Here is a 13,569-nt window from a genome sequence, read left to right as displayed (position 1 = left end):
TCTGACGGTGAAGGCAAATCGATCGGTTATCCAGGCCAACTCTCAATTCCACACTCCGGCAAGGTGGTGTCAATGACTCAGCATATCCAAGATCACCAACGAGTGACCTGACTCAATCAGGTCTAATTCCGAATACGGAATCAAGTCACAGTGTTGGCAGGTTCAGTATCTTTCGGTGCGGATTCTGACGAATTTTTGCCGATATTCAGAGCGACACATCGGAAGTGTTTTCAGGCATTCGTCTGAATTCGATTGCGATACGGCCGCACAAACCGCGATTGGCAGGCGACGTTCTGCTGTCGGGCTGATTTCAGCGGAAATTTATTTCTATTCACTTATCTGATCAAACGTAGGACCGACAGCAACTGCTTATTGATTTGACTTCAACCGGTGGGAACCGGTTCTGGAAAACAGCAGAAGAGATTCACATGCGGAACAGGCGAGGAGGATCGCCTGTTTCTGCGACAGCAGTCAACCCGGAAGCTGACATTCACAGCTCCCGGCATGTTCGTATACGCCGTTCTCTTCACGTCGAATCCGTCATCTTGTTCTATGTCATCACAAGCCAGGACTCTGCTCGATGCCCTCCGTGCATCATATTCCAAATCTCAGCCCGATTTGCCGGACAGTCTTACCGCGCAGAAGTACAGTCATCCGGCATACGATGCTGGTATTGTTGCTGTTCAACCATCGTATCGTGAAATGGCTCCCACACAGATCGTTCCCATCAGCTGATACCTCACTAACAGCAACGAAGCGAAATTGATGCAGCCTCAGGTTCCCAAAGTCAGTGTGGCCCTGCTCTACGACGACGATCACCCGTCCGCAGCGGCTGCTATCGACAGCGTACTCAGACAGCAAACGGAATTCGCCGTAGAAATTGTAGTGGGCATCAATAATCCGGTCTCAGGCCGTCACCTAAAACTTAAAGAACTCGCATCCAAACATTCAGATACGGTGCGCATCGTTCATACCGGCAGAGACGTCGGCCCCAATCACACGTTTGCCGCGGTACTCAAAGAGTGCTCCGCTCCGTTTGTTGCCGTACTGGATTGTGACAGCGTCTGGATGGTGAAATCCAAGCTGAGCCGGCAGATCGACTATCTGGAGCAAAATCCATCGTGTGCCGTATGCTGCCATGATGTTCAATGTGTCGACGAATCAGACACCAACCTGACATCAGTCGTTCGGAGTTCTGACCATTCCACACTTTCCGCAGATGATCTGCTGAAGATCGATTCCATCACACAATGTTCGGCAGTCGTACGTCGGGACCTGATCAGTCCGGCACCGGACTGGCCGCTCGTGCTTTCAGCAAATGCGGTACTGGACTGGCTGGTACTCTATGGGACCTGTAGTGACATCGGATATATCGACGAAACCATGGCAACTGTTGTGTTGCGTACCGGCCGGCAAACTGCCCCCACAGACAAATCCCTTCACTACCGGAACCTGAACAGGATCCTGTGTCGACTGCGGAGGAGACTTGGAACTCCGTACGCCAGGCAGATCACGGCCAAACTCTCCCGGAATCACCTCAAGATCAGCGATGAACTGGAAAAACAGTATCGAACCGAGGACGCAGACAGACACCGTCGACTGTGCTTTCTCTACGGACGCTGGAAGTCAAAACTACCGCTGCAGACAAAAATTTCCTACACGATACGTCCGTGTGGCAGACTACATTCAGTCGCCGCTCGCTGCTTCGAACTGGCCGTCGCCTGTAAGCAAAGTCCACCGTTTGCTGCATTCCTGGCCACCACCCTGCTTCGTCATCCTGACTGGTTCCTGAAGATCGGACGATCGATGATCAGTCGCGGAGCGGCGGGCTTCAACAGCGAATACCGGGTGCTGGAATATCTGTTCAGTATCAGCAGACAGGAATACGCCAGATGGATTCGAAAGTTTGACACGCTGACAGATGCTGACAAGACGACGATCCTGCAGCGTACCGAGTCACTGGAGAACCGGCCAACAGTATCGCTGCTGATGACCATCGACCAACCATCCGCAAACACACTGAAGACGGCCATCGAATCAGTACGGAACCAGCTATATACGAACTGGCAATTGTGCATTGTGGATAATGCACCGGACCAATCGGGTGTTCGCAGAATTTTGAAGCAGTATCAGAAGTCGGATCCTCGAATTGATTGCTGCTTTCATCAGGAGCGCAAACACCTTTGGGTATCCTCAAATGCTGCACTGGCAATGGCATCCGGTGAATTCGTGGCGATTCTTGGCCACAATGATGAACTTGCCGAACATGCCCTGTATTTGGTTGCGGAAGAACTCAACAGAAATCCCGAATCCGATATCATCTACAGCGATGAAGACCAACGCGACCGCAACGGCCGCAGCATCGATCCGTTTTTTAAGACAGACTGGAATCCGGACATGATGCTGTCCTGCGATATGATCGGCCACCTGGCCTTGCTTCGCCGGCAGCTTGTACTGGATGCCGGGTCCTATCGAGCAGGGTTCGAGGGATACGAGAACTATGATCTGACACTACGATGTATTGAAGCCACATCAGGCAACAGGATTCAACACATCCCGACGGTACTCTATCACCGGGGACATCGTTCACTGAGTGTCAGTGCGGGTACAGACTGCGCAGAGACATTCGTTGAATCCGGTCGCCGGTTAATTCACGAGCATCTGTCCCGAAAGGGAGTGAGTGCTGATGTTGAATACCGGCCGACACCGGACCGCCCTCTGTATCGGGTCCGATACAGACTCGACAATCCACCGCTGGTCAGCGTTATTGTTCCGACAAAAGACCAGGCGACTCTCCTGCAACGCTGTGTCGACGGCCTGCTGAACGGGACTGACTATCCAGATCTGGAAATTATTATCATCAACAATAACAGTGTTCAGGCAGAGACACATACGTATTTTGAATCTGTACGTTCCCGTAACGGCATACGGATTCTGGATTACAATTCAGCCTTCAATTATTCAGCAATTAACAACTTTGCAGTGGAATCCGCGAACGGGGAGGTGATTTGTCTGCTCAACAATGATACCGAAGTTACGGAATCGGGCTGGCTTCGGGAAATGGTTTCACACGCGATGCGCAATCAAATCGGTGCTGTCGGGGCCAAACTGCTGTATCCGGATGATACGATTCAGCATGCCGGAGTGCTTGTTGGAACCGGTGGTGCGACCGGACATGCTTTTGCAGGTCTCCCGGCAGATACACCTGTCGCGTTCGGTCGACTGAACCTGATTCAGAACGTCTCCTGCGTGACTGCAGCCTGCATGGTGCTGCGAAAATCCGTTTACCGTGCAGTGGGCGGGTTTGATGAACTCCACTTCCCCATCGGATACAGCGATGTGGATCTTTGTCTGCGTATCATTTCCGCCGGATACCGAATTGTCTGGACTCCGTATGCGCAACTGTACCATCACGAATCCGCAAGCCTGGGAAAAACGGTCACAGCTCAGGAATCTGAGCGGGATCGTCACGAGCGTGACACCCTGAGACGGCGATGGTCCGGCCGAATTGCTGCTGATCCGAATATGAATCCGAATGTCAGCATCAGTCACGTCGATTATCGCCCCGCATTTCCACCACGCACACGTAAGCAATGGTACTGACCGACTTCGGCTTTCTGAAAGTTGATAAATCCGGAATTGATTTAAATAACCATGAGCAATTGCCAAGACTTCGCCAACGTACCTTTGGTTCCGGCAGCCTCCGAAAAGCAGGTGTTCACGATGACCACCACGGTGTTTCTACAGACGACTCAGTCCCGGAAGAGTGCCGTGGCAAACAGCCTGGTTTCACTACCGGCACAGTCAGGGTCGGACTGTCGTCTCATTCACGAAAGCGTTCAGCTGCATCCCGGCGTTGACCATACCCGGCAGTCGTACGGAGTAGCAGCATGACCGCAGTCTACACCTCGGCCAACCTCCGTTATCTGGCAAAAGCCCGCACTCTGGCGGAATCCGTCAGGAGGCATAATCCTGACACGACACTCTACCTGGTGCTGGTTGATCCCGTACCGAACGATCTGCGGAGAGGGATTGAGGACAGTTCGGAACCGTTTGATCATGTACTGACTCCCGAGGATCTCGATATTCCAGACCGGGACAGCTGGATCTTCCAGCATGACGTTGTGGAAGCCTGTACGGCGGTCAAGGCGGCAGCTCTCATGCACCTGTTCGAAGACAGATCCGAAGATCAGGTGTTGTATCTTGACCCGGACATCGTTGTATTCAGTCCGCTCGATCCGCTGTTTGCGCACCTGAATACGTCTTCAATTCTATTGACGCCACACTGTCCGTCTGCGGAAAACGATCCGGAACTGATCATTCGAAATGAGATCTCCAGTCTGGCACACGGCACCTACAATCTGGGGTTTCTTGGTATTGCTGCCAGCGAAGAAGGACGACGATTCGCGAGCTGGTGGCGAAAGCGGCTTCACCATTTCTGTCACGACGACAAACCACGTGGATTGTTTACTGACCAGCGGTGGATTGACCTCGTCCCCGGTCAGTTTGAAGGGGTCAAAATCCTGCGTTCTCCTGTCTACAATGCTGCAACGTGGAACATCACCCGGCGTACTGTTTCCGGCACACCCTCTGGCGAGTTACTGGTGGACGGTCAGCCGTTGTGCTTTTATCATTTTTCAGGAGTACAGGATCCAAAGACCCTGGGAGTCAAAGCTTACCCCGGAATCAACACACCCAACGTAACCAAGCTGATCCAGTGGTATTTGACACGGTGTGAACAAAACGGCGAAGCAGAGTGCCGGGAGGCGGAATGGCATTACGCCCGGTATGACAACGGCAGACCTATCATGAATTCGCACCGCGTTTACTATCGCAGCGATCCTGAACTGCAGCAACGCTTTCCCCATCCGTTTGCTGACGGCCCCCACAGCTTCTACGGATGGCTGACCTCTGCCGAAGGTCCCGGACTGCGTCATGTGGAAAGACTCTATGGTCAACCCATCAATGTACTGCAACAGCAGTCCGCCCAGCTGTTTCGCATCGAACAGTTCCTTCTGTACCGATTCTATCTTTGGCTCAGACAATATATTTAGCGACACGCAAAACTGTACTCAATCCCGTGTGCAGGACGAAATCATAGTCATGAGGCAGAGGCGTCGCCGGTCATGACTGTTATCGGACATGTGTAATCCCGCGTGACCATGAATCAATCACCATCCGAAACTGACTGCCCGCTTGTTTCCGTTATCGTGCGAACCCACGGTCAGCGCGGGAATCTGCTGCGAGAGTGTCTGCACTCGATCGTCAGTCAGGACTACCGGCCCCTGGAAATCAATGTCGTTGAAGATGGAGGGCATCATTCATCAACAGTTGCTGATGAATTCAGGAATATCAACGGAATCGTCCTGAACTACCTGAGTCTCTCGCCATCCGGTCGCTGCGTCGCGGGTAATGCCGGCCTCGCTGCCGCTGAGGGCTCGTGGATTAATTTTCTGGATGACGATGACCAGTTCCTTCCCGGTCACCTCCGCCATCTCGTTGAACACATTCGGCTCAGACCTCAATTAAAGGGTGTTTACGGCATCTCTCTCGAGGTCCCCACCGACATTCATTCACTGACTCCGCTGAGTTACAGCGAGTCCCCTGCCCGGGAAACACCAACGAAGCCGTTCAGCAGATGGAGGCTGTGGCGTGAGACCCCGTTCCCGATTCAGGCCTGCCTGTTCGATCGAAGGTTATTTGAGCAGTATGGCGGGCTGGATCCGGCACTCGACAACCTGGAAGACTGGCATCTGTGGATGCGTTACTTCAGTAATGAACCAATCGGCTGTGTTGAGGAAGTCACATCAAAATTCCGGGTACCCGCGGACCCGATTCTGCTGACCGACAGACAGAAATCACATCACGAATACCGTCGAATCATAGAACAAAAACAGCGGGAGATCATGGTCACTGTGTCGGGATCAGAATTCGAGGAAGTCGCCGAAGAAGCATTCAGGGATCATCTGTCTCCCGACATACTTGCAATTTCTCACGAGTCATCCGGTGCCGGCTGGCCGATTCGTTCAATGCTGGGGATCATTCGTGCGGCAAGGCGAGTACAGAGAAAGCTGCGCAGACTTATCCGACGAAGTGACCCGCATATTCTTCAACTTATTCGTGACATTTCGAGTGGAGCACCGCACGACACCTATACGATGCCGGTAACCGATGTCCTGTCGCTCCTGCCGGAACTGCAGTCGCGACATGAATTCGCAGATCTCCGGATTATTCAACTTCTGTATCGATGTCTCGGGCAGCAACGGAATTAAATAACCAGGTGGGATTTCGGGAAGGAAACCCGTCTTTTTGAACAAGTCAGGCTTCTCATCTCTCGCGTCCACAAATTAAACCCGACAACATAGAAGTATCCGGTTCAGGATAGCGGGTAGCTGCCGGTTGCTTCACTGCGGATTTCCGGCTGCCGACATGGAGTCTGCAGGTTCCGGAAACGCAGAACTGTGATATTCCCGTTCGGATTTCTCACTTTTTCTGACGACCACACCACAAACATCCGGTGGCCTAACCAGGAACAAACGAATGCAAATTCTCTTCCTGGCATCCGGTCGTCTGGCTCCGTCAACACGCTTCCGAATTGTTCCCTATCTGAAACATTTCAGGGAGGACGGTCACCGGTGCACCATCGCCAACAGTTTTCCGCAGAAATATGACTACTTTCCGTGGATGGGATTTCGACCGAGCCAGCTGCTAAAACGGAGTGTCCGGTGGTGGCACTGGCTGCGGGCATTTCTTGGCCGGTACGACCTGGTTTATGTCGAACGTGAAATCTTTGATGATTCCACATCTGATATGGAAGAACGCTTTCGGCGGGCCTGTGGTCGTCTGGTTCTCGATATTGATGACGCGGTTTTCCTGCGGTACCCACAGAAATTTGAGCGACTGTTGCCAATGGCAGATCTGGTGGTTTGTGGAAATCGCTTTCTGGAGGAACGGATTGAACAATGGAACCCGAATACGCTGCAGATTCCGACCTGCGTCAACATTGAAAAATACCTGACTCCGGGCCCGGCGAAGACTTCTACTCCCCCGGCAGTGGGCTGGATGGGAACAACCGGCAACCTGCAGTATCTCAGTGCGGCCGCTGAAGCACTGCGCAGTGTTGCAGCAGAAATTGAATTTGAACTTCATCTGTTTGTACCGGAACTGAGCGGACTTGATGACATCGACCTCACCGGAGTGAAAATCGTGCACAGACCGTGGTCGGCACAGGAAGAGGTACAACAGCTGCAGTCAATCGACATAGGACTGATGCCGCTGTATTCAGATCAGGAATGGGATCGATTCAAATGCGGAATGAAGCTGATTCAGTACCTTGCTGCCGGGGTCCCCGGAATTGCTTCCCCTGTTGGTGTGAATATCGACATTCTGAATCATGAACAAAACGGATTCAGTGCCCGTTCACCCGACGAATGGAGAAAAGCACTGAAAATCCTGTTGACGAACGACAATCTTCGTTGCCAGATGGGCAGGAACGGCCACGATTTTGTGCGTGAGCATTACAGTATTCACGTCCATTATCCGGTGCTGAGAGATGCACTCCTGCAACTTTGTCGGACAGATGAATTCTGAACAACGAACCGTGACTGAACAATACTGATCTATCGGCAGCCGCCCCGATCAGCTTCGCGAAGCTATGCAGTACAGTGACTCACGGGTCCGAATGAAAACAGCACCATCGGCAATCGCGGGTGTTGACCAGACCTGTTCATCGAGTTGATTGGTGTGCAGCACACGAAAGTCCGAACCGCCCTGAATAACGTGGGTCGCCCCTTCGTCGTCCAGACAGAAGACTTTGTCCCGTAACACCCATGGGGACGACCAAAATGCGCGAGCTCCGGGAACGCGTTCCTCGTAAACCATTTCTCCCGTGTCAGCACTGATGCAGTGCAGTACTCCGCGTCGTCTTTCGAAGAGATACAGATGCCCTTTGCAAAGAACAGGGGATGCCATCTGAATCCCGGATCGGGGCTGCGACCAGGCCACACTGTTCGTGTCACCGGATACGATCATTCCTTTTGCTCCGGCCTTGACCGCGAAGAGATATCCGCCACCGCCCTCGCTTCCACGATTCCTCACTTCAGACCCGACGTACAGTCGATCGCCGACAGCCAGCGGTGTTGCCGAACTCCGTCCGCCACTCAGATCAAGCTGCCACAAAAGTTTGCCCGATTCCGGATCATAGGAACGTGCAACTTTTCCGCTGGTCACCAGTTCAGCGCGAACACTGTTTCGCCAGATCACAGGCGAACTGTACTGAGAAGGTTCATCCCGGTCCATTCGCCAGATTTGATCACCAGTCTCTGCATCAAACGCTGCCAAAAACGACTGTTCCTGACTGTCAATCTGCAGGTACAGCATGTCGTCGTAAAGGACGGGTGAACTGGATGTTCCCCAGTCATTTCGCATGACAAAGCTGCCCGGATCGTTTTCCCAGACTGGCTCACCATCCATGTTGCAGCAGTAAAGCCCGTTCATACCGAAATAGGCATATACACGCTCTCCATCCGTAATCGGCGTCTCGGTTGCATAGGTGTTCTGTAAATGATGCCCCTGCGTCGGATTTCCTTCACGTACAACTCGTTTCCATATCAAGTCACCGGTGTCTGTATCCAGACATCGGATCTCCCAGCGGAATTCCGCACTGGAGATATTATTTTTGTATCGACCTCGTCGACCTCGTCGACCTCCCTGTGGTCGATTTCCGCGACCTCTCTGAAGTGCCCGATCCGGAGCGGGCTGCGGCTCCGCCGGTGGCTTCTTCGTCATAATGGCAACCGTGAGAAACAATTTGTTATCCCAGACAACAGGCGCCGACCAGCCTTCGCCGGGGATATCGACTTTCCAGCGCACGTTTGTTTCAGCATCCCACTTTAGTGGAAATTCATCCTCCGTAATTCCATTCCCGTAAAAACCCCGAAACTGTGGCCAGTCGGCTGCTGAGCAAAACCGCGAACACACAGCGATCAGGAACAGGACGGCAGGCAGCAGACGACAGCGCATAATTCTCTCCGGACAGACCGACACAGTTAGCGACACTCAACAGCACATTTTAGCGTAGCGGAATGAAAACCAACGGGAAAACCGTCCTGGCATCGATCGGATTGATCTGAAAAGTCACACATTAACGACATCCCGTTGATACGCCCGTGAATTCACCGAAAAGAGTAAATGTCTGACACACTGCTCACCTCGACGGATCTGACTGATGCAGCAGACCCGTCAGTCATCGAACTCTGATTCCAGGTCAGACAAATAGTCCGAATCAAAGACGTCATCGTCCGCCGGCATCACCGCTTCGTCGACTATCACTTCGGTATCAACAAATTCGTCAAAGCGGAAGGCGGTCTCGTTTCTCGTCTCTGCAGGACGGTCCCGCTTCAGCAGGGAAACGGATTCCGGATCCAGACTGTTCCAAAAATCGTGACTGTCAATGACATTCGCTTTGCGGCGACGGGCTGCCCGATGAAGACGATGATCACTGGATACCACCATCAGCTGCCTGGGAGAGCTGTGATCTGCAATGAGCCGTTCCATTTCACTGTCTGCGTCGGTTCCTGCCGGTGCGTAAATCACACTGACTCCCTGGCACTTCTGGTGTCGGCCGGAATCATCGTCAGAACCGAAGGCATCGAAAACCACTGTTGTACGATCGACGGCAGCTGAGTTGAGACGCAGGACGAGTTGTTGCAACAGCCGATTCCGACAGACCTCAAGATCACCTGGCCCGTAACTTCTCCGCGCAAACCCGATCGCATGCATCAGATTGTAACCATCGATCAAAATGAACGGAGCAGGCATCACTGAACCTGAAAGAAAGAAATCGTGCCGGTGTCGATGTCAACCTTTGTCAGTTTTGACTTCAATGCCGAATGACAGAAATTCCCGGATCCCACAACCTTTTGCCAACGGAACAGCCCTTGAAGTCACTTGGACGCATGGATAGAGTGCAATTAGTCAGCCACTCCATGAAGATTCAACTGGAATCCGGTCCCGTGAACCACAATCTGTTGAACAACCTGAATCTACCGGTCCTTCCGGCATGAAGCGAGTCTCAGGTCTGTCCGCAGTGAAATCACTCCTACCAGCCTGTGACCCGACGGTCTCAGGTTTTTTTTATTGATATTGATTCAGACAACCGAAGAAGCTGGTTGTTCAGTTCGGTTCCGCACTGGCACAGCACGGTCAAATGTTCAGGCACTCAGGAGGCATCCATGTCCGGTGACCGAATTATTATATTCGACACGACACTGCGTGACGGCGAGCAGTCGCCAGGCTGCAGTATGAATACCCGTGAAAAAATGGAAGTCGCCCGTGCCCTGGTGGATCTGGGTGTCGATGTCATTGAAGCCGGGTTTCCAATCGCATCACCAGGTGACTTTGAAGCGGTGACACAAATCGCTCGCGCCTACGGCGATCGCAGTACCATCTGCGGACTCGCTCGAAGCCTTGATGCTGATGTTCAGAGAGCTAAAGAAGCTCTCACAGATGCCGAAAATCGCCGCATTCATGTGTTTCTTGCGACCAGCGCCATCCATCGTGAATTCAAACTGAAAATGGACAAAGAAGAAATCGTCGAACGCGCAGTCCGGTCGGTTGAGCAGGCAAAAGAATTCTGCGATGACGTTGAATTCTCTCCCGAAGATGCCGCTCGGACCGAACCCGACTTTTTGTGCGAAGTCGTTGAACGCACGATTGACGCAGGTGCAACTACGGTCAACATTCCTGACACTGTCGGATATGCAACTCCCAGTCACTATTTTCGAGTGATCTCGCATCTGAAGCAGCACGTATCGAACATAGATCGTGCCATCATCAGCACACATTGTCACAATGACCTGGGTCTGGCTGTCGCCAACAGCCTGGCCGCGGTGGAAGCCGGGGCACGTCAGATCGAATGCACCATCAACGGTCTGGGTGAACGGGCCGGTAACGCAGCCCTGGAAGAAGTCGTCATGGCAATCCATACCCGAGCGGACTACTACGGGTGCCACACGGCCATCAATACTGATCGCCTGTATCCAACCAGTTCTCTGGTTTCATCGATTACCGGAATGAAGGTACAGCGTAACAAAGCGATTGTCGGCAGGAATGCATTTGCCCATGAAGCCGGTATTCATCAGCACGGTATACTTCAGGAACGTACAACCTATGAGATCATGAAGCCGGAAGATGTGGGGTTTGTTGGTGAGAATCTCGTACTGGGTAAGCACAGTGGCCGCCACGCTTTTCGTGACCGGGTACAGCAACTCGGTTTCGAACTGGATGGTGAAGCACTGCAGCACGCGTTCGATGACTTCATTACTCTGGCCGACAAGAAGAAAGAAGTCTACGACGCCGATATTGTTGCGATGGTGGAAAACCGACTGGGCAATGCACCGGAACGCTGGCGGATGGTTAGTTTTCACACTTCTGCCGGCAGCTCATCAATTCCCACCGCTACACTGGAACTGCAGTGTGAAGAACAGCCCGTGATTTGTGATGCCGCCACCGGACACGGTCCGATCGATGCGGTGTTCCGGGCCATGGAACGAATTATCGAACTGACAGCGCGTCTGGAGGAATTCAATGTGCGCAGTGTGTCACGGGGCAAAGATGCTCTGGGTGAAGTGCGTGTGACCATCAATGTCAACGGGCGTCATTACCACGGCAGAGGTGTCAGTACGGACATCATTGAAGCAGCTGCACTGTCATACCTGCAGGCGCTGAACAAAGTGGACGAAGACCGCCGCACGCAAATTCCTCATCAGGCAGAAACCCATCCGGCAAATCCATAGACCAGACGAACTGAGACCTCGTTCCCGGGATCACCTCTGTCTGAAACATCCGGAAAAAGAGTAAAGTGTCCGGACTGACTTACTGTTAACAAAACAGCATTGACTGCCAAAAACAGTCAGCGTTTCTCCCGGACCGAACATAATCCGAATCAGTCCTCTATCTGTCGGTAGATTGGCAGGTGCCGGTAGTAAATTTCAAGTGTCAACAGACTCAGCGCTGTTTCATAAATCTGTCCACCGGAACCGGCGTGCGGATCGCGGGGCATCCAGCTGCCGGCCGCAGGCCCCTCTGTAATCTGTCGTGACACCAGCTGTTCCCTCATCACTGCATTCCACCTGCGCCACTGGCTACCGCCCCAGTGATGAATGACCTGGGTTGCATAGTAATTGTAGTACATATCCTGCCCGTGCGGCCCCAGTGCTGACAGATAATCGACACCTTGTCGCAGTGAAGAATGATCACGTCGCCAGCCCAGGTACATCCGGCACAACAGCCCCACTGATGTCATTGCAGGTGAGGCACTGCCACCCGGCATGTACTTGTAGCGTTCACCGTTATTTGTCTGGACAGAGTCAAGAAACTGCTTCACCCTCCGGCCGGTTTGTCTCGACACAGAAATACCGCCTGCCTTTGCACTTTGCAGAGCCATTACCTGCCATCCAACTACCGACGTGTCGCCAGGCTCGCCCGGTTCGTAACGCCAGCCGCCACCGCGTTTGTTCTGTGTCTTCTCAATAAACCTAATGGCTCTGCGAGCCATTTTCTTTAATCGGGCATCATTCGGTTCCAGCACATAAGCCTCGCACAGACAAATGGTTGCCAGCCCCTGAACATACATCCCGGAATTGCCTTCGTAGTCACCGCGCATATCGGCAGACGTTCGATCTCCGGCAGCATTTTCAATCAGATAGTCAAGCCCTTCCGAGACAACGGAACGATACTCACCACCGGAAAGATGAGTATGCCCGGCTCCCATAAAACACAGCAACGCCAGAGACGTTGAGCCCATTCTCGTTGAACGTAAATATCCGCGTTTCGCCTCCTCGCCTGGATGACGAAAACTCCAGGACCCGTCGGACTGCTGAATCTTACGAAGCCACATCAGTCCCAGATTGACCGCGCGTTCACTCTCTGCAGTTCCACCGTATTTCCGGATCGCCGCCTGTTTACCGAATGAAGAACGCCCTCCGAATTCTCCGAGTCGGGAGAGCAAGGCGAGGTCCCGCTCTATAGGCTCCAGATCCAGTTCGAATTTTTTTTCGGCATCAAAGGCAGCAAGATCTGTGGTTGTATCATCAACCACTTCAAGAACCTGCTGCATCGTGTTTTCCAGTTCCTGTTTGTCAAGCAGTTCCGGCTGAATGACTTCGACCAGCTCCACAGCCTGCACGTCTTCCTTTGGAACCGGTACTGCCAGCAGTGCCGGCATCCATCGCGTGGGATCCGCCGGCATCACCCACAGCGCCATCAGGATCGCAGTCACCACATGCAAAACGAAGCTGATCGACGCAGTCACCAGCTGCTGTCTATTCTGCCGAGCCCATTCCGGCATCGTCCGGGTTATCAACAGTCGCAGTCGACTGAAAGTCCGCCCCACGGACGACACCCAGACCGGCCGTAACCGACGAGCACGTCTGCATGACGCAACGTTCAGCAGAACGGAACGGGTACCGTCCACCGGCAGATCCTCATCGGGTGAAAATTCGTCCGATCGTGAGGACATTGGAATACCTGTTTACCGGAAACGAAGACTTCCTTCACTGGATACGAGAA

At 52.9% G+C, this 13,569-nt stretch carries 10 protein-coding genes; 7 read left to right on the top strand and 3 right to left on the bottom strand.

Features of this window, described 5'->3' with window-relative positions; genetic code table 11:
- Window positions 1-552: 552 nt before the first annotated feature.
- From MK110_02945 to MK110_02920, 6 genes are all read left to right on the top strand, one after another.
- A complete protein-coding gene (locus MK110_02945; protein MCH2210231.1) occupies window positions 553-735 on the top strand; it encodes a hypothetical protein in 183 nt (60 codons plus the stop codon).
- Window positions 736-765: 30 nt separating this feature from the next.
- Window positions 766-3,603 (top strand): glycosyltransferase, encoded by a 2,838-nt coding sequence (locus tag MK110_02940; protein MCH2210230.1) that lies wholly within the window; start codon window positions 766-768, stop codon window positions 3,601-3,603.
- Between the two features lie 51 nt (window positions 3,604-3,654).
- A complete protein-coding gene (locus MK110_02935) occupies window positions 3,655-3,894 on the top strand; it encodes a hypothetical protein (protein MCH2210229.1) in 240 nt (79 codons plus the stop codon).
- Window positions 3,891-5,054: a hypothetical protein gene (locus MK110_02930; protein ID MCH2210228.1), complete on the top strand. Its 1,164-nt coding sequence runs from the start codon at window positions 3,891-3,893 to the stop codon at window positions 5,052-5,054. The genes MK110_02935 and MK110_02930 overlap by 4 nt, the downstream gene beginning before the upstream one ends.
- 108 nt (window positions 5,055-5,162) lie before the next feature.
- Entirely contained in the window at window positions 5,163-6,272 is a 1,110-nt protein-coding gene (locus tag MK110_02925; protein MCH2210227.1) for a glycosyltransferase, read from the top strand.
- A gap of 268 nt (window positions 6,273-6,540) precedes the next feature.
- Entirely contained in the window at window positions 6,541-7,590 is a 1,050-nt protein-coding gene (locus MK110_02920) for a glycosyltransferase family 4 protein (protein ID MCH2210226.1), read from the top strand.
- Between the two features lie 48 nt (window positions 7,591-7,638).
- On the opposite strand, the gene MK110_02915 is transcribed toward MK110_02920, so the two are convergent.
- Entirely contained in the window at window positions 7,639-9,021 is a 1,383-nt protein-coding gene (locus tag MK110_02915) for a PQQ-like beta-propeller repeat protein (protein MCH2210225.1), read from the bottom strand.
- 219 nt (window positions 9,022-9,240) lie between these two features.
- Complete coding sequence (locus MK110_02910; protein ID MCH2210224.1) at window positions 9,241-9,819, bottom strand: NYN domain-containing protein; 579 nt, start codon at window positions 9,817-9,819, stop codon at window positions 9,241-9,243.
- 413 nt (window positions 9,820-10,232) lie between these two features.
- On the opposite strand from MK110_02910, the gene MK110_02905 reads away from it, so the two are divergent.
- Window positions 10,233-11,795, top strand: a complete 1,563-nt coding sequence (locus tag MK110_02905) for a 2-isopropylmalate synthase (GenBank protein MCH2210223.1) — start codon at window positions 10,233-10,235, stop codon at window positions 11,793-11,795.
- A gap of 149 nt (window positions 11,796-11,944) precedes the next feature.
- Here the strand turns inward: MK110_02905 and MK110_02900 are convergent, their stop codons facing one another.
- On the bottom strand, window positions 11,945-13,519 hold the full coding sequence (locus tag MK110_02900; protein ID MCH2210222.1) for a terpene cyclase/mutase family protein: 1,575 nt from the start codon (window positions 13,517-13,519) through the stop codon (window positions 11,945-11,947).
- Window positions 13,520-13,569: the final 50 nt, after the last annotated feature.

This window comes from Fuerstiella sp., assembly GCA_022447225.1.
GTDB lineage: Bacteria > Planctomycetota > Planctomycetia > Planctomycetales > Planctomycetaceae > S139-18.
Note: the sequence above shows the minus strand (reverse complement) of the source record. Positions and strands in the feature narration are given on the sequence as shown.